Annotated in this window: 20 protein-coding genes; 8 read left to right on the top strand and 12 right to left on the bottom strand. The window is 62.5% G+C overall.

Features of this window, described 5'->3' with window-relative positions; all coding sequences use genetic code 11:
- The first annotated feature begins 301 nt into the window (after positions 1–301).
- Positions 302–1,393, top strand: coding sequence for a tRNA (uridine(54)-C5)-methyltransferase TrmA (trmA, locus tag V6943_RS19685; protein ID WP_340555127.1), 1,092 nt, complete (start codon positions 302–304; stop codon positions 1,391–1,393).
- A 31-nt stretch (positions 1,394–1,424) separates the two neighbouring features.
- On the opposite strand, the gene V6943_RS19680 is transcribed toward trmA, so the two are convergent.
- Positions 1,425–2,015, bottom strand: a complete 591-nt coding sequence (locus V6943_RS19680; protein WP_340555126.1) for a DUF4345 domain-containing protein — start codon at positions 2,013–2,015, stop codon at positions 1,425–1,427.
- Between the two features lie 179 nt (positions 2,016–2,194).
- Between V6943_RS19680 and V6943_RS19675 the strand changes: the two genes are divergently transcribed.
- Both V6943_RS19675 and ypfJ read left to right on the top strand, forming a co-directional pair.
- Positions 2,195–2,629: a DUF411 domain-containing protein gene (locus tag V6943_RS19675; protein WP_340555125.1), complete on the top strand. Its 435-nt coding sequence runs from the start codon at positions 2,195–2,197 to the stop codon at positions 2,627–2,629.
- Between the two features lie 91 nt (positions 2,630–2,720).
- Complete coding sequence (gene ypfJ / locus V6943_RS19670) at positions 2,721–3,581, top strand: KPN_02809 family neutral zinc metallopeptidase (RefSeq protein WP_131651910.1); 861 nt, start codon at positions 2,721–2,723, stop codon at positions 3,579–3,581.
- A gap of 4 nt (positions 3,582–3,585) precedes the next feature.
- On the opposite strand, the gene V6943_RS19665 is transcribed toward ypfJ, so the two are convergent.
- A complete protein-coding gene (locus tag V6943_RS19665) occupies positions 3,586–3,933 on the bottom strand; it encodes a hypothetical protein (RefSeq protein WP_340555124.1) in 348 nt (115 codons plus the stop codon).
- Between the two features lie 107 nt (positions 3,934–4,040).
- Between V6943_RS19665 and V6943_RS19660 the strand changes: the two genes are divergently transcribed.
- The 4 genes from V6943_RS19660 (at position 4,041) to V6943_RS19645 (ending at position 7,181) form a co-directional block, all read left to right on the top strand.
- On the top strand, positions 4,041–4,610 hold the full coding sequence (locus tag V6943_RS19660; RefSeq protein WP_340555123.1) for a DUF2796 domain-containing protein: 570 nt from the start codon (positions 4,041–4,043) through the stop codon (positions 4,608–4,610).
- Positions 4,611–4,684: 74 nt separating this feature from the next.
- The gene (locus V6943_RS19655; RefSeq protein ID WP_340555122.1) at positions 4,685–5,392 is read left to right on the top strand and encodes an ABC transporter ATP-binding protein; all 708 of its coding nucleotides are present in this window, start codon (positions 4,685–4,687) and stop codon (positions 5,390–5,392) included.
- Positions 5,393–5,394: 2 nt separating this feature from the next.
- The gene (locus V6943_RS19650; RefSeq protein ID WP_340555121.1) at positions 5,395–6,660 is read left to right on the top strand and encodes an ABC transporter permease; all 1,266 of its coding nucleotides are present in this window, start codon (positions 5,395–5,397) and stop codon (positions 6,658–6,660) included.
- A gap of 8 nt (positions 6,661–6,668) precedes the next feature.
- Entirely contained in the window at positions 6,669–7,181 is a 513-nt protein-coding gene (locus tag V6943_RS19645) for a DUF3299 domain-containing protein (RefSeq protein ID WP_340555134.1), read from the top strand.
- A gap of 171 nt (positions 7,182–7,352) precedes the next feature.
- Here V6943_RS19645 and V6943_RS19640 read toward each other — a convergent pair whose 3' ends face one another.
- The 6 genes from V6943_RS19640 to V6943_RS19615 are packed head-to-tail and all read right to left on the bottom strand — an operon-like array spanning position 7,353 to position 12,234.
- The gene (locus tag V6943_RS19640) at positions 7,353–8,444 is read right to left on the bottom strand and encodes a tetratricopeptide repeat protein (protein ID WP_340555120.1); all 1,092 of its coding nucleotides are present in this window, start codon (positions 8,442–8,444) and stop codon (positions 7,353–7,355) included.
- Position 8,445: 1 nt separating this feature from the next.
- Entirely contained in the window at positions 8,446–9,162 is a 717-nt protein-coding gene (locus tag V6943_RS19635; protein ID WP_131651916.1) for an energy transducer TonB, read from the bottom strand.
- The gene (locus V6943_RS19630) at positions 9,162–9,572 is read right to left on the bottom strand and encodes an ExbD/TolR family protein (protein WP_131651917.1); all 411 of its coding nucleotides are present in this window, start codon (positions 9,570–9,572) and stop codon (positions 9,162–9,164) included. The genes V6943_RS19635 and V6943_RS19630 overlap by 1 nt, the downstream gene beginning before the upstream one ends.
- A gap of 10 nt (positions 9,573–9,582) precedes the next feature.
- Positions 9,583–10,065: a MotA/TolQ/ExbB proton channel family protein gene (locus tag V6943_RS19625; RefSeq protein WP_231752250.1), complete on the bottom strand. Its 483-nt coding sequence runs from the start codon at positions 10,063–10,065 to the stop codon at positions 9,583–9,585.
- 55 nt (positions 10,066–10,120) lie between these two features.
- On the bottom strand, positions 10,121–11,467 hold the full coding sequence (locus V6943_RS19620; RefSeq protein WP_340555119.1) for a MotA/TolQ/ExbB proton channel family protein: 1,347 nt from the start codon (positions 11,465–11,467) through the stop codon (positions 10,121–10,123).
- Entirely contained in the window at positions 11,464–12,234 is a 771-nt protein-coding gene (locus tag V6943_RS19615; protein ID WP_131651920.1) for a DUF3450 domain-containing protein, read from the bottom strand. Before V6943_RS19615 ends, V6943_RS19620 begins: the two co-directional genes overlap by 4 nt.
- Before the next feature lie 196 nt (positions 12,235–12,430).
- Here V6943_RS19615 and V6943_RS19610 point away from each other — a divergent pair, with 196 nt between their 5' ends.
- The gene (locus V6943_RS19610) at positions 12,431–13,117 is read left to right on the top strand and encodes an OmpW/AlkL family protein (RefSeq protein WP_340555118.1); all 687 of its coding nucleotides are present in this window, start codon (positions 12,431–12,433) and stop codon (positions 13,115–13,117) included.
- Positions 13,118–13,190: 73 nt separating this feature from the next.
- On the opposite strand, the gene V6943_RS19605 is transcribed toward V6943_RS19610, so the two are convergent.
- The 4 genes from V6943_RS19605 to V6943_RS19590 all read right to left on the bottom strand — a co-directional run bounded on the left by V6943_RS19605 (position 13,191) and on the right by V6943_RS19590 (position 17,046).
- The gene (locus tag V6943_RS19605; protein WP_131651922.1) at positions 13,191–14,120 is read right to left on the bottom strand and encodes an NAD-dependent epimerase/dehydratase family protein; all 930 of its coding nucleotides are present in this window, start codon (positions 14,118–14,120) and stop codon (positions 13,191–13,193) included.
- On the bottom strand, positions 14,113–14,997 hold the full coding sequence (locus V6943_RS19600) for a sugar nucleotide-binding protein (protein WP_131651923.1): 885 nt from the start codon (positions 14,995–14,997) through the stop codon (positions 14,113–14,115). The genes V6943_RS19605 and V6943_RS19600 overlap by 8 nt, the downstream gene beginning before the upstream one ends.
- Before the next feature lie 10 nt (positions 14,998–15,007).
- Positions 15,008–15,496 carry a single-stranded DNA-binding protein gene (locus V6943_RS19595; protein ID WP_131651924.1) on the bottom strand — a complete coding sequence of 163 codons (489 nt, stop codon included), beginning with the start codon at positions 15,494–15,496 and terminating at the stop codon, positions 15,008–15,010.
- Positions 15,497–15,678: 182 nt separating this feature from the next.
- Positions 15,679–17,046 carry an MFS transporter gene (locus V6943_RS19590; protein ID WP_131651925.1) on the bottom strand — a complete coding sequence of 456 codons (1,368 nt, stop codon included), beginning with the start codon at positions 17,044–17,046 and terminating at the stop codon, positions 15,679–15,681.

The raw sequence follows: 17,046 nt of genomic DNA, 5'->3' as shown, positions 1-17,046 counted from the left end.
GCTAGCGGTGTTATCGGTGGGCTGAAGCGGACCGCCGCTCGGTCCGCCCTACGAGGTCATGCACTGTTATCGGTGGGCTAAAGCCCACCCTACAAGGTCATACACGGTAGCGTGGGCCGGGCGGCGGTCCGCTTCAAGCCCACCTTTTCCGCCCCATCCCGCCCCACCTCACCCACCCGCAGCCCCTGACAATACCGCCCCAGCTCCGTACAATCGGCGCCCCCATCGGTGGGCGCGAGCCCAGCCTTCGTCATCGATCGCCGCGCGGACACGCCGCGGCCACCACGCAACGGCCGCCACCATGACTCATCTTCGCTTCGACCCCGCCACCTACGACACTCAACTCGCCACCAAGGCCGAGCGGCTGCGCGAGCTGCTGACGCCGTTCGACGCGCCGGCGCCGGAAGTCTTCGATTCGCCGCGCGAGCACTACCGGCTGCGCACCGAATTCCGTCTGTGGCGCGAGGCTGGTCAGCGCCATTACGCCATGTTCGAGCCGGGCGATAACCGAACGCCGATCCTGATCGACGACTTTCCCATCGCCAGCCGCCGCATCAACGAGTTGATGCCGCAACTGAAAGCCGCCTGGCAGGCCAGCGAAGCACTGAGTTTCAAGCTGTTCCAAGTGGAATTTCTCACCACCCTGGCGGGCGATGCATTGATCACCCTCGCCTATCATCGTCCGCTGGACGAGGCCTGGCAGGTCGAGGCCGAACGGCTGGCGGCTCAACTCGGCGTGAGCATAGTTGGACGCTCGAAGGGCAAGCGCATCGTTGTAGGCCTCGATTACGTGGAAGAGGAGTTGGTAGTTGCTGGCCGCACCTTCCGCTACCGCCAACCGGAAGGCGCCTTCACCCAGCCCAACGGCAAGGTCTGCCAGAAGATGCTGAACTGGGCGTTCGAGGCGTTGGGCGAGCGCGACGACGACCTGCTGGAGCTCTACTGCGGCAACGGCAACTTCACCCTGCCGCTGGCCACCCGCGTGCGCAAGGTACTGGCCACCGAGATCAGCAAGTCCTCGGTGAATGCCGCACTAAGCAACCTCGACGACAATGGCATCGACAACGTCAGCCTGGTGCGCCTCTCCGCCGAGGAACTGACCCAGGCGCTGAACGAGGTGCGCCCGTTCCGCCGGCTGGCTGACATCGACCTGAAGAGCTATGACTTCGGCAGCGTTTTCGTCGACCCGCCCCGCGCCGGCATGGACCTGGAAACCTGCGAACTGACGCGCCGCTTCGAGCGCATCCTTTACATCTCCTGCAACCCAGAGACACTGGCGCAGAACATCGCCCAGCTGCACGACACTCATCGCATCGAACGCTGCGCGCTGTTCGACCAATTCCCCTATACCCACCACATGGAATCGGGCGTGCTGCTGGTGCGCCGCGGCTAACGCCTGAACCCAGCAGCAACGCGCGGACTCGTTATCTGACGGGCGAATCCGACGGGGTTTCCAGCGGTGGGCCGTCTGGATCACCCCGCCGAAACGGCTCAAGGCCTGACGCAGGCTCAGGGCCGGCTGGCGCCTCTGGTCCGTCACCCAGGCGAAACGGCTTGGGCGGCCCGTCATCGATCAGAGGCCGTTTGGGCCGGGGTTCCACTTCTGGCTCGGTAACAGGCACACCCACCGAGCGTTCACGCATCAGCAGCAACGCGACTGCAGCGAGCAACGCAGCACCTACCCGATAGATCAACGAGGCCAGGTCGAAACCGATCAACTCACCGCCGTCCAGCCACAAGGATCCAAGCCGCCCCGCAACCAGCGCCAGCATGGTGATCACCAGCATCGTCAGCGCCGCCCGGACACGCTCCGGCGCGCGCATGGCCCAGAGCAGAAACAGCGCCAGCCCCAACTGCAACCCACCGTAATAGACGCGCATATGGCTGACCGAGGCGGTCTCCATCAGCAGCATCCCGTTCATATTGGCCATCTCATAAGGCCGCAGCCAATAAGCCAGGCTCAAACCAATCATGACCACGGCCTGAACAATCAGAACGAAACGGGCAAAACGCATCGAAAACTCTCCTGATAGCGGCTGCGCACCACAGTGGTCATCGGACCGAAACGCCCCGCTTTGGTTCGCCCCACAACTAATCAATGCGCCCGAAACTGCGACATTTGCACACAGGCCGGTACTTGGGCACCAAGGCGTCTTGGCGGTATGCTGCCGCGAATCCCGCCCGGAGAATTTCCATGCGCCGTCTTCTGTTCGCTACCGCCCTTTTCGCCAGCCTTGCTCAGGCAGCCGAGCCCATCGCCATCGATGTACACCGCGACGCCAACTGTGGCTGCTGCAAGTCCTGGATCAAGCATCTCGAGGAAAACGGCTTCGAAGTGACCGATCACGTCGAAACCGACATGGCATCGGTCAAAGCCAAGCTTGGCGTGCCGCACCGCCTGGGCTCCTGCCACACCGGCGTGATCGACGGCAAGTTCGTTGAAGGCCATGTACCTGCCAGCGATATTCTCAAGCTTCGCGCTCAGCCGGATCTGATAGGCGCGGCTGTGCCCGGCATGCCCATGGGCTCCCCAGGTATGGAGATGGGCGACCGCAAGGATGCCTATCAGGTCATTGGCCTGAGCAAAGACGGCGAACAGTCGGTACTCACCGACTACCCGGTGCGTTGAGCGAAAACAGACGAAGCGCAAGCCGTCGGCTGAATTAGCGGCCAACATGAGAGGTCTATCCACCAGCACTGCCTGGTAGAAGGACTCATGTATGCGTTGGAAGAAAGCACGACGCAGTGACAACGTGGTGGATGCTCGTGGCCGACGTGGCGGCATCGGGGGCGGCCGTCTGAGTCTGGCGGGCGTGGCGGTGGTGGTCGTGATCGGACTGTTGTCCGGCCAGGATCCACTGCAGATTCTTGGCCAGCTGGCCAACCAGGCAGGCCCGGCTCCCACTCAGCAGAGCGACACACCGGCGCGCGGCGACGATCCGCAGGTGGCCTTCGTCCAGGCGATCCTGGGAGATACCGAAGACACCTGGCGCGCTTTGTTTCAGCAAGCCGGCGAGCAGTACCGCGACCCAACGCTGGTGCTCTTCCGTGGCGGCGTCAATTCGGCATGTGGCTTCGCCAGTTCGGCGGTCGGACCCTTCTATTGCCCTGGCGACCGCCAGGTGTACCTTGATCTGCAATTCTTCGACGAGATGGCCTCACGGTTCTCCGCGGCAGGGGATTTCGCTCAGGCATACGTCATCGCTCACGAAGTGGGTCATCACGTGCAGACGTTACTAGGCGTGTCACAGCAGATGCAGGCCGCACGCCAGCGTGGTGCCCGCATGGAAGGCGACAACGGTTTGCTGGTTCGCCAGGAGCTGCAGGCCGATTGCTTCGCGGGTGTCTGGGCATACCATGCGCAGCAGCGCCATGACTGGCTCGAAGAAGGCGATCTGGAAGAAGCCCTGAATGCGGCCAATGCCATCGGCGACGACAACCTGCAGAAGCAGAGCCAGGGACGCGTCGTGCCGGATGCCTTCACCCATGGCACCTCGGCGCAGAGGGTGAAGTGGTTCCGTACCGGCTTCGACAGTGGCGAGCCGGGCCGCTGCGACACCTTTCAGGCAAGTCGTCTCTGAGCGATCAATCCCCCTCGCCCACCCAACTGTAGATCGGCGCGTCGGCGCTGCTCTGCACCTTGACCTGAGCATTGTGGCGCAGGCGCACCAACAGGCGCTTCGCCACCTGCGCGCTGCCGCTCAGGGCTTCCAGCTCGGCCAACAGCTGCGGCCCCTCCATTCGCCCCACATCGCGTAACAATTGCTGAGCGCCGAGCCAGTGCGGGTCGATGCCGTCTTCGGTTGATGCCTGCATACTCTGCACGTTGGCGCTCGCCGGCAGCTGCCGCGCCAGCTGTGCCCAATCCTGTTCATCCAGTTCCACACTAAGATCCACCGGCAACTCACCGATATGCCCACGAATTCGAATCATCTCTCATCTCCCGAAAAGCCACGGCATGGTCACATGACTATCAACGGGCTGGCCAGTCTCGATACGCCTTTGTTATAACGTAACCACTTTAAAGCCGGGAGTTCGCCATGTATCACCTTTCGCTCGCACTACCCTTCATCCTGTTATCCACCCTCGCCCAGGCACACCCGGCACCCGATCATCAGCAGGACAACCTGGGCGCCCATGTACATGGCGCGGCGGAGCTGGATATCGCATTGGAACGCGCTGAGCTGGACATCGAACTGCGCAGCCCGGCGATGAATCTGGTCGGCTTCGAGCATGCGCCGGGCAGCACGGCGGACGAGCGCAAGGTTGCCGACGCGCGCAAGCAGCTGGAACAGCCAGCCGCACTGTTTGGTTTACCTGCGTCCGCCGGCTGCGAGTTGAAAACGGTCGAGCTAGAAAGCCCGCTGTTCCACCCAAACGCCGAAACGGCTGAGCACGCGCATGAACATCACGACCATGACAGCCAGCACAGCGACATTCATGCTCGCTACCGCTATAACTGCATGAATCCCGAGGCGCTGCAGGGAATCAATCTGCAGAAGCTGTTTGAAGCCTTTCCGGCTACCGAGCAGATCCAGACACAACTGATCGGTCCAAACGGCCAGCGCGGCGCGCAGCTGACTACCGAACATCCACAGCTGGACTTCTGACCCGACGCGGCCTGCCGCAACCCGATCATGAGTCAGTAAACTCCCGAATCGCCCGTAACGATCCAGAACATTCAATGACCGCTCCACTGCTCGAACTCAACGAACTCGGCTTCGCCTGGCCTGGCCAGACGGAGCTGCTCGACATTCCCCACTTCGAACTGGAGCGAAACCAGAGTTTGTTTCTCAAAGGACCGTCCGGCAGTGGCAAAACCACACTGCTCGGCCTGATCGGCGGCGTGCAGAAAGCCCAGCGCGGAACGGTTCGCCTGCTCGGTTCGGATCTCGCCACGCTGTCTTCCGGTTCACGGGATCGCTATCGGGTCGATCACACCGGCTATATCTTTCAGCAATTCAATCTGCTGCCATTTCTTTCTGTCGCTGAGAACGTCAGCCTGCCTTGCCGCTTTTCGACCCTCCGAGCCGAGCGTGCCCGTCAGCGTCACGGTAGCGTTGCGCAGGCGACCGCCAGCCTGTTAGCGCATCTTGGGCTATCCGAAGCGCTGTTCGAACGACGCGCCGAAGCGCTGTCCATCGGACAGCAGCAACGTGTCGCCGCGGCGCGGGCGTTGATCGGCCAACCGGAGCTGGTCATTGCCGACGAACCCACTTCGGCGCTGGATGCGGACAGCCGCGAAGCCTTTCTCCAGTTGTTGTTCGCCGAATGCCGCGAAGCCGGTTCGAGCCTGTTGTTCGTCAGCCACGACCAGAGCCTGGCGCCGCTGTTCGACCGCAGCCTGTCGCTGAGCGACCTCAACCGCGCCAGCCGCGCCGCGGAGGTTTGATCGTGTACCTGTTGCGTCTGGCCCTGGCGAGCCTGATCAATCGCCGCTTCACCGCCCTGCTCACGGTATTCGCCATCGCCCTGTCGGTGTGCCTGTTGCTCGCTGTCGAGCGCGTGCGCACCGAAGCCCGCGCCAGCTTTGCCAGCACCATCAGCGGCACCGACCTGATCGTCGGCGCCCGCTCCGGCTCGGTGAATCTGTTGCTGTACTCGGTGTTTCGTATCGGCAACGCGACCAACAACATTCGCTGGGACAGCTTCGAGCATTTCGCCCAGCATCCGCGGGTGGACTGGGCGGTTCCCATCTCGCTGGGTGACTCCCACCGTGGCTATCGTGTGCTAGGCACCAGCGCTGACTATTTCGAACATTACCGCTACGGCCGCAAGCAAGCCCTGCAACTTGCCGAAGGCCGGCCCTTTGCCGACGACCCCTTCGAAGTGGTCCTTGGCGCCGAGGTCGCTCGGGCATTGAACTACACGCTGAACGAACAGCTGGTGCTGGCACACGGAGTCGCGACGGTCAGCCTGATCAAGCACGACGACAAACCGTTCCGTGTGGTGGGCATCCTGCAACGCACCGGGACACCGGTCGATCGCACCTTGCACATCAACCTCGCTGGGATGGAAGCGCTGCATATCGACTGGCAGAACGGCATGCCGGCGCGGGGCGCTGCGCGTATCGATGCCGAACAGGCGCGCCAGCTCGCGTTGCAACCGCAACAGATCACCGCATTTCTGCTCGGCCTGAACAGCAGGATCGCGACCTTCACCCTGCAGCGCGAGATCAACCAGTATCGCGGCGAACCGCTGCTGGCGATACTGCCCGGCGTCGCCCTGCAGGAGCTCTGGAGCCTGATGGGCACGGCGGAAAAGGCACTGTTCGTGGTTTCGCTGTTTGTCGTGCTGACCGGACTCATCGGAATGCTGACGGCGATCCTGACCAGCCTCAACGAGCGACGCCGGGAGATGGCAATCCTGCGTTCGGTAGGCGCTCGGCCCTGGCATATCGGCGGCCTGCTGGTGGCCGAGGCCTTCAGCCTGGCGCTGGCCGGTGTGCTGCTCGGGCTGTTGTTGCTATATGTAGCCATCGCCGTGGCCCAGACGCCGCTGCAGGCCGAGTACGGCCTTTACCTGCCGCTGGCTTGGCCCAGCGCTTATGAATGGTCGCTGCTTGCCGCGATACTGCTGGCCGGGCTGCTGATGGGCAGCGTGCCCGCCTGGCGTGCTTATCGGCAGTCGCTGGCCGATGGCCTGTCGATACGACTATGAGGATGACCGTGCCAAATCTGTTGCTTGCTGCCCTGCTGATCCTTGCGGCCAATCTCGCAATCGCCGATATGCGCGAGTTGCAGTGGTCGGACCTGATTCCCGCCGACGCCCCGCCACCCCCGCCTCCCGTCGCGATGCACGATATGTCGCAACTGGCCGATGCGCTGGCTGCCGAAACCGGCCCAGCCGCCACGCAACAATCTCCCGCCGCACCAGTGGTCGAAGCACTGGACGGCATCCAGGCGAAGTTGCCGGGCTACATCGTGCCGCTGGACATGAGTGAGGACGGTCGCGTTACCGAGTTTCTGCTGGTGCCTTATTTCGGTGCGTGCATTCACGTTCCACCACCACCCTCGAACCAAATCGTGCATGCCACCAGCGAGTTGGGTGTGAAGGTCGATCAGCTCTATCAGCCCTTCTGGATCGAAGGTCCGCTTCGCGTCGAGCACGCCAGCAGCGAATTGGCCGAAGCCGGGTATCGAATGTCGGCAGAGAAGATCTATTTCTACGAGCTGGAATAAGGAGGCAGCGCTGTCCGCTTCCCGGGGACGCGGCGCGCCGGGTACGAAGCTCAAGCTTTGAGGGTGCGTTCCACGCACCGAGCGGATCAAAGAGCGAAATGGTCCAGAGGGGGCGTCCATATACATCAACGTCGGTGCGCGGAGCGCACCCTACGATGACTCGCTTACGTTTCAGTTGACGCGGGCGATCTGACGCTCGCGCTCGAAACTCAGCTCACCTTCGGCCCATTCACGCCAAGCGCGTACCTGGCGCCGCTCTGCTCCGGCCCGCTCGGCTTGCTTCAGAGCGTCGAGCCCGGCCTGCCAGCGGGCCTGCTCAAGCTCCAGCTGAGCCACATTCATCCAAAACTTGGCGCTCGCCGTCTGCGCGGCCAGCTGACGATAGATCGTCGCGGCAGCAGCCCGCTCGCGCGCCTGCCACCAGAGCATGCCCAAGCGCTCGTGACGGCTGGCATTGCTCGCCAGCAAACGCGACTCAAGCATCCCTTCAAGCAGCTTGGCACCCTGCCAGGGCTGATCCGCAGCGCTGGCCAGCAGCACCAGATTATCCAGCTCCGATTCACTGAAACGCAGGCCTTTGGCATGCGCGGCACGCAGCGTGGCAAGCGCCTTGTCCTCATCACCCGCCATCTGCTGCAGCCCGGCCAGTTGACGCCAAATCTTGGCCTCATTCGGATGGCGCGACAGCAACTTGCGCTGCCACCGCTCCGCTGTCTCATAACGCTTCAGCTCGGCGTTGCCCGCAACCAGGAACTGCAGCCAGGTATCCGCCGCGCTGGGGTTGGCCTGCACGTAGCGCTCGGCCAGCGGCAATGCCTTGCTGTGCTGGCCGAGGCCCTGATAGGCCTGCACCAGCATTTGCAGTACTTCCTCGCTTGCCTCGGCCGGCGAACCCAGCAGGCTGATCACCTTGGCATAACGGCGCTCGATCAGATTGAGTTTCGCCAGATTGAGCCGCTCGTTGGGCAGCATCGTCTCGTCCAGTTTGCCGCTCGTGATCGCCTTGTCGAGCAACTCCAGCGCCTGACGGTTGTTGCCTTCGGCCCAGGCCAGATACGCCCGGCTACGCCACAACAGCGCCTCTTCGACACTGCCGACTTTGGCCTCGGCTTGCGTAAGCGCGTTTCGCGCGGCGTTGTAATCGCCTTTTTCCTGCGCGGTCTGCGCGCGCTCAAGCGCCTTGAACACCAACGGGTCGATGGTCTGGGCCGCCTGCGTCGAGACAGCGAACAACAATGAGATCAACAGCAGCAAACGAGACATGTCAGCGTTCTCCTTGCAGGCGGAAGTGCAGAGTTTTTACCGCTTCACGCGATACCGCCGCGCCGTTTTCGGTACGCGGCGCGAAACGCCAGCGCGCCGCGGCACGGCGAGCTTCACGATCGAACACATTGCGTGGCGAGGCTTCCAGAACACGGATGTTCTCGACCTTGCCAGCTGGCGTGATGGTAAAGGCCAGCTTGATATGACCTTCGATGCCACGCTGGCGAGCGCGATACGGATATTCGGGGCGTACATCATTCAGCGGCATGACTTCCTGCTCTGGGCCGCCGGATGGCGCCGCTGCTTCCCCAACTGCGGCCGCAGCGGGTGGAGGCGCCGGCGTTGCGGCCGGTGCCGCTGCGGTCAGACCGCTCAGGCTCGGCGCTGGCGCGCTGGCGACGGACAGTCCACTGTCGATGTTCGGCAGCTGCAGGTCGAGTTTCGGCAAGTTGGCGCTTGGGCTGGCCATGCTCGGCGTGGGCGGGGTTGGCGGTTGTGGTGTCTTCGGTTGCGGCGGCTCTGGAGCCTGCTGCCGCGAACGAGTAGAGGCGCTTTCGTTGCGGCTGTCCATGCGCACGAAATTGGCGATCGCCACAGGATCGTCTGCAACCTCACTGCGCGGTGGCGTGACCATGCTCAACATCAAGGCGAACAACAACAACGCCACCACACAGGCGGCGACGAACGACAATCCGATCCGGCCCAGTCCGCGGACCATCACTGAACTCCTGAACTGGCAGCGAGCGCCACGTCCCGGACCCCGGCCAGACGCGCCTGATCCATGACCTGAACCACGAGACCGGTGCGCGCATCCTGATCGGCCTGCACCACCACGGCGCCCTCGGGCTGGTCGACGCGCATGCGCTCGACGTGCGCACGCACACTGCGTACATCCACCGCCTGCTTGTCTATCCAGACCTGACCTTCAGCCGTTACCGCAATCAGGATGTTGCCCTTGTCCTGCGCGCTGGCGGTATCGGCTTGCGGGCGTTGAACTTCGACACCGGACTCCTTGATGAAGGAGCTGGTGACGATGAAGAAGATCAGCATGATGAAGACCACGTCGAGCATCGGCGTCAGGTCGATGCCGGTGTCTTCTTCCTGCTGGTGGTGACGACGCATACGCATCCGTTAATCCTCAATCGTGACGCAGCTGGTCGGCCAGCCGGTCGAGAGCCAGGCGCGCGATTCGCTCGAGGCGCGCCAGGCTGAACAGTCCAGTGATGGCCAGCACCATGCCGGCCATAGTCGGCAGGGTCGCCTGCCAGACGCCCGCGGCCATGCCACGAGGGTTGCCGGTGCCGTTGAGCGCCAGCACGTCGAATACCGCGATCATGCCGCTGACGGTGCCAAGCAGGCCGAGCAGCGGACACATCGCCACCAGGGTCTTGCTCATCCGCAACGGGCCGGAGAGCTGCTGCTGGGCCTGGGCCAGCCAGGTACTGCGCACCGCGCGCTGCCAGCTACCGGGCTCATCGCCCAGCCGCGCCCAAGCCTGGCGACGTGTCTCGGCCCAGCGCGGAAAGACCCGCCGCATGAACCACAGGCGTTCGAACACCAGCGTCCAATAGAGCACGCACAATCCAGCCAGCGCCCACATCACCACGCCACCCGCAGCCATGAAGTCGAGCAGCGCGTGTCCGCTATCGACCAGACGCAGCCAGCTACCATGCAGATCATTCACGGCGCGGTGTTCCCGACAGATGCAGCGCGATCAGGCCGGCGCTTTGTTGTTCCAGCAATTGAATCAGCGCCTTGCTGCGGCTGGCCAGCAAGCTATGCAGAAACAACAGCGGAATCGCCACAACCAGCCCCAGCACCGTAGTCACCAGCGCCTGGGAGATGCCGTCAGCCATCAGCCGCGAATCACCGCCACCGCTTTGGGTAATGGCTTGGAAGGTCACGATCATGCCGGTCACGGTACCCAGCAACCCGAGCAGCGGCGCTACGGCGGCCAGGAGTTTGAGTAGCGGTTGCCCACGCTCCAGCGGCGGCGTTTCCTGAAGAATCGCTTCGTCGAGTTTCAGTTCGAGGGTTTCCAGATCGGACAATTGCGGCTTAGGTCCGAGCACTCCAATGATGCGGCCTAGCGGGTTGTCATCGCGCGGCTTGTTCAGCTCATTCATCTGCCGGCCCACACCGCGCCCGACACCAGTCAGGTAGACCATGCGCCAGATCGCCAACAGCAGGCCGATGGCGCCGAGCACCAAGATCACCCAGCCGACTAGACCGCCCTGCTGAACCCGATCCCATAATTGCGGCTGGCGCTGCAGCTGTGCCAGCAACGAGCCGCGGGTTGGATCGATCGGCAGGGTCGCCAGCGCGTCGCCGTCGCTCAGGTAATCATCGACCAGGCCCAACCCGGCAGGCTGCCGCGCCGGAGCCAGAAGCTCACCGGCATCACTGTCGTAACGCAGGAAGGCATCATCAGTGAATACGGAGAAAGCACCGACCCGTAGCACCGATTCAACGCTGCGCTGACCGTCGGCGCCCACGACCGGTAGCTCAACCCGCTCGACTCGCCCACTGGCGGCAAGGTCCTCAAGCAAGGTCATCCAAAAGCCATCCAGATCTTCTGCGGACGGAAGCGCACGGCTTTCGGCCAGCGCCTTCAGCCGCGCCAGTCGATCCGGATACTGCGCGTTGAGCAGGCTGTCCTGCCACTGGCCAGCGATATCACCTGCGCTCTGGCGAACCACGCCGAACAGCTCGCCAAGATGTCCAACCCGCTGTGCCAGTAGTGTTTCCTGCTCGGCCAGTTCGGCCTCCTGACGATCGAACTCGGCTTTCAAACGCTCGGCTTCGGCCTTCTGCTTTTCAAGCGCGGCGTTGGCTCGTGCCAGCAGTTGCGCTTGCTCACTGCGATTCTGGATAAACGCCTGCTCACGCGCCTGCATGGCCTGGACCTCCGTGGCGCGCTCGCTGCGAATGCGTTGCAGCAGCTGATCTGGAGTCAGCGGTTCGGCTGCCTGAGCCAGCGCCGGCAACAAGCCGATCAGCAAAACGGTCAATAAACGGTTCATTGCGTCGCCTCCTTGGCCAGGGTCTTCACCGGCAGTTCGAGCCAGCTGGGCGCTTGCTGCTGACGCGCAATGGCAATTGCCTTGGTGATTGGCCGGCGGGCGCTTGCATCAAGCGTCTCCCACGCACCGGTTTGGGGATTCCACCAACCGCTCTCATGCGCATCGAGTGTCTGGTAATAGAGCATCGTCCGTCCTAGACGCAGAAATTCAACGCTACGGCTGCCGCCCTCGACCGGCAGCTCGCCGCGCCAGGCCTCCAGCGTTCTGCCGTAATCGCTTTCGATCTGATAGGCCTCGAGGATTCGACGGTATTTCTCGGCCAGACTGATATCCGCGCGCGCCTGCATGTCCTGCAAGCTGGCCAGGCGGTCGGCGCGCTCGTCGGGAAGGAACGGCAAGTCCGCCGCGATGAACTCTTCGAGCACATCGATCATCTGCCCCATCTGAGGCGCAACGGCCTCCTGGGTGCGCTCGATACTGTCCAGCTGACGCTGAAAACCTTCGAGTTCCTTACGTTGCCCCGCGGTGAGCTCGGTCAGCTGCTTGTTATAGGCCTCCAGCGCCTCCGCCTGCTGCACAGCGTTGCGATAGTCGTTGAGCATCTGCCGAGTGGCATCGTCGAGCTGCTCGATGCGTGCTTGCGATGCCTTGGCCTCCGCTGCCAGACGCTGACTTTCGTCCAGTGCAGCATCCAGCGGAGCTGCGTGAAGCTGAACGCAGCATGGCAACACGGCGACCGCCAAGAGGCGGGGGATAAGGGCTTGCATTAAATGGATCCTTGCAGACGAAGGTCAAACTCGAAAGAGAAACATTATCATCTAGGTGAACAAAGGAAGGCAACCCAGGGCAATACGTCGCAGCCCAGGCAAAGCGAAGCGTTTCGTTGAGCTGGATCAAATTCGGCGGAGTAGCGCGCCCTACCATGGCTCCAACGCAACAGATCACGTCTCGATGGAGCTCATTATGCGCAAGACCCTGTTTACCGCTTCCGTGCTGGCCATGGCCCTCGCCGCCCCCCTCGCCCAGGCCCATCAGGCGGGTGATGTGATTCTGCGCGCCGGTGCCATTACGGTTGATCCGCATGAGGATAGCGGCGATATCTATGTAGGCGCGCTTTCGACCAGCGTTCCAGGAACAAAGGCTACCCTCGATAGCGACACCCAGCTGGGCCTGAACTTCGCCTATATGTTGACCGACAAGATCGGCATTGAATTGCTCGCTGCAAGCCCCTTCACCCACGACGTGGGGGTTTCCGGCATGCCTGGCGGGTTTGCAGGCCTGAACGGAAAGTTGGGCGAACTCAAGCACCTACCGCCGACCCTCAGCCTCGTTTACTACCCGCTCGACAGCAAGTCCGCATTCCAGCCCTACCTCGGTGCGGGGATCAACTACACATGGTTCTTTGACGACAAGCTCACCAGCGAAGCTGAGGGCAAGGGCTTCAACGGGCTGGACATGAAGGATTCATGGGGCTTAGCGGCCCAAGTGGGCATAGATTACATGCTGACCGAGAACGTGATGATCAACGCTCAGGTACGCTATATCGATATCGACACTACCGGCACAACGAGCTATGGCGGAGCCAAAGTTAAGGTCGATGTAGATGTCGACCCGATGGTCTACATGGTCGGTCTCGGCTACAAATTCTGACGAAACCAGAACCACCGGATCGTTGAGCAAAGCAAAGGCGCCCTAGGGCGCCTTTTTCCATTTCGCAGCTTTACTAGCGACCCAGCAATTTCGCCAGCCCCATCCGCATATCAGTCGCTGGCTCCGGCAACCGAAAGCGCTGCAGCAGGCGTGCATTGTCGGCTCGCGAGTGGCGGATATCGCCACTTCGCGCCGCCTGGTAACTGACCGGCGGCAGCCCGCCCAGCACATCGCCAATGGACGCCAGCAACTCGTTCAGCGAAGTGGCGCGATTGAGCCCGACATTGATCGCACCCGCGTCCACTTCAGTGCTCTCCAGCGCCTGCACCAGCACCTCGACCAGATCGCCGACGTAAAGGAAATCGCGGGTCTGTTCGCCGTCGCCGAACACCGCGATCGGCAGGCCTTTCTGCGCACGCTCGGTGAAGATGCTGATCACCCCGGAGTACGGCGATGAAGGGTCCTGACGAGGGCCGAAGATATTGAAGAACCGGAAGATGACCGGCTCCAGTCCATGCTGGCGGCGGTAGAAATCCAGGTAATGCTCGCTGGCAAGCTTGTCCGCCGCATAAGGTGTCAGCGGCGCTTTCGGGGTTTCTTCATCAATGGGCTGCCCTTCGCCATTGTTGCCGTAGACGGCAGCGCTCGACGCAAAGACGACTCGGCGAATACCTTCGTCGCGCATGGCCTCGCACAGGTTCAACGTGCCGACCAGATTGCTCTGGTGTGTACCCACCGGGTCATCGACCGATGCTTGCACCGATGCCACGGCAGCCAGATGCACCACGGCTCGCACGCCACGGACAGCCCGCCGCATGACCTGCGCGTCGGCGACGTCGCCCTCGATCAACTCCACGCGCACACCGTCCGGCAGGTTGCTGCGTTTGCCCGTGGACAAGTTGTCCAGCACCCGCACCGCATAGCCGCGAGCAACCAATGCATCGACGAGGTTCGAGCCGATGAAACCGGCGCCCCCGGTAACCAGAATCGGTGATTCAACCATGTCGGTAGTAACGCTCCAGGAGGCTCGGCAATCCGGTACGCCAGGCGCGCGGCTTGATTCCGAAAGTATTGAAGATTTTCTTGCAGGCCAGCACACCATGCTGCGGCTCGTCCTGAGCGTCTGGACAGCTTGCGTGCGCGACCGGGGTCAGGCTATCGATTTTCAACTGACGATGGTGGGCGGCCTCGGCAAGCAGCGCCTGACCGACCACCAATGGTGTCGACGCCTCGTGCCCACCATAGTGATAGGTGCCCCACAGCGGCGCCCTACAGTCCAGCTGCTTCAGCACGGCAAGGATGACACGCGCCGCATCGTCGACAGGCGTCGGATTGCCACGGCGGTCATCAGCAACAGACAGCTCATCGTCCTGTTCGAGACGCTGCAGAAACCGCCCAAGCAAACCGTCCGAACTATCGTCCAGCAACCAACCGAACCGCAGCAGAACGTGTCGCGGGCAGAGCGCGCGAACGCTCTGCTCGATACGCCAGAGCGCACGGCTGCGCGCATCCAGCGGCGCCACTTCGTCCTTCTCGCTGTAAGCGGTGGTGCGAGCGCCATCAAACACGCGGTAGCTGGAGGGCTGCATCAGTACGAACTCGTGATGCTGGCAAAGCTCTGCCAACCGCTCTACCGCTCGCTCCTGATGGGCAAGCACAGCTTCATCGACATGGCCGATCTGAAACCAGTCGAAATAATAGGCGAGGTTGATCACGACATCCGGGCGATTGTCGTCGAGCAATTTGGTCAGGCTGGGCGCGTCCCAACCCTGGTCGGGCGGGCGCGGTGCGAGGAAGCTTATATCTTCCTCGGCGCCGAGGCGGATAAGCGCCTGACCCAGGGCATTGCCGCCGCCCAACAGCATCAGGCGCATTCGCATGGAGAGAACTCTAGAACGGGATATCGTCGTCGAAGCTGTCGTAGTCCGGTGCCGGCTGCTGAGCTGGCTGCGGCTGAGACTGCGGGCGCGACTGCTGTTGCGGCTCGCGTTGCGGACGCGGCTGGGATTGACGTGGCGCATCGTCGGAACTGCCACCACGGCCGCCGAGCAGCTGCATGGTGCCGCCCATATCAACCACAATCTCGGTGGTGTAGCGCTTGACGCCGTCCTTTTCCCATTCGCGGGTTTGCAGGCGGCCTTCGATGTAGCACTGCGAGCCCTTGCGCAGGTACTCGCCAGCGATTTCAGCCACCTTGCCGAACAACACGACACGGTGCCACTCGGTGCGCTCTTGCTGCTGGCCGGTCTGCTTGTCCTTCCAGCTGTCGGTGGTGGCCAGCGTAATGTTGGTCACCGCATTGCCATTGGGCATGTAGCGGGTTTCCGGGTCGCCGCCGACATTGCCGATCAAGATGACTTTATTCACCCCTCTGGCCATGGGTAACTCCTTTGTTTGAACATGAGTTTGGGTTGGCTCACTGGAGAGCGCTCCGTGACGGAGCGAAAGCCAATGGCCGTGAATCTTACCTCACCGCCCCTTGCCGGCCAACCGGGATGGTCTCAGGCAGAGGCACAGTCGGCAGCGAGAGGCGCGCCCGGCCCGCATCAGCGAAAGGGTGTTCAGGCGACCAGGCGGTCGAGCGCTTCCCGATCCAACACCTGCATGTCGACCTTAACGTAGGCGGCCGACTCATCGGCAATCACCACAGCATCCGACACACCAGGCACCGCCAATATATGCTCGGCAAGGGCGGGGTTTCGCAACGCATCGGTCGACAATGGCAGCCGCAAACCGGTGACGTAAGGCGGCTCGCGCATGCCCCAGACCACCATCAGCCACAGCCCGCAGAGCACGGCGCAGCCGGCGAAAACCAGCGCAAGGCCACCCTGCTGGTAAAACCATCCACCCAAGACGCCGCCAATACCGGCACCGAGAAACTGGCTCGTTGAGTAAACACCCATCGCCGTACCCTTGCCACCGGCCGGCGCCACCTTGCTGATCAGCGAAGGCAAGGAGGCTTCCAGCAGATTGAATGCGATGAAGAACACGATCATGCCGACGACCAATGCCCAGAGCCCGTGACCGAGCCACCAGAAGAACAGCTCGGCGAATAGCAGAACCCCCACGGCGCCCAAGACGACGCGCTTCATCTGCCGCTTTTTTTCGCCATAAATGATGAAGGGCACCATGCCGAAGAATCCGACCACCAGGGCGGTGAGATAGACCCACCAGTGCTCATCCCTGGGCAGCGCCGCTTCGTCCACCAAGGCCAGCGGCAATGCGACGAAACTGGCCATGAGAATCGCATGCAATACGAAGATGCTGAAATCCAGGCGCAGGAGGCTCGGATGACGCAGCGTCTCGCCGAGCGCCTGCCTGGCCACACCCGACTCACGATGGCGCAGATGACGATGGGCGCGCGGCAACGTGGCGACGACCAGCATACCCAGCAGCGCCATCCCCGCCGTCGCCCAGAACAGGCCGGACAGACCGAACGCACGCGTCAGCAGCGGCCCGAGAATCATCGCCACAGCGAATGAAACACCAATGCTCATACCGATCATCGCCATCGCCTTGGTGCGATGCTGCTCGCGGGTGAGATCAGACAGCAGCGCCATCACCGCCGCGGAAATGGCGCCAGCTCCCTGCAGCACGCGGCCGGCGATGACGCCCCAAACGGAATCAGCCGTCGCGGCGAGTACCGCACCCGCGGCAAAGATCAGCAAGCCAAAGTAGATCACCGGCAGACGGCCAATTCGATCAGAAAGCATGCCGAACGGAATTTGTAGCACCGCCTGGGTCAAACCATAGGCACCGATAGCGAGACCGATCAGTGCCGGTGTGGCTCCCTGCAGCTCCATGCCATAGGTCGCCAGTACTGGCAGCACCATGAACATGCCGAGCATGCGAAACGCGAAAACCAGGGCCAGCCCGGATGCTGCGCGAGTTTCGCTGGCGCTCATGCGCTCGCTGTAGGGATCCTGCAT

This window comes from Pseudomonas sp. CBC3 (assembly GCF_037967085.1).
Classification (GTDB): domain Bacteria; phylum Pseudomonadota; class Gammaproteobacteria; order Pseudomonadales; family Pseudomonadaceae; genus Stutzerimonas.
Note: the sequence above shows the minus strand (reverse complement) of the source record. Positions and strands in the feature narration are given on the sequence as shown.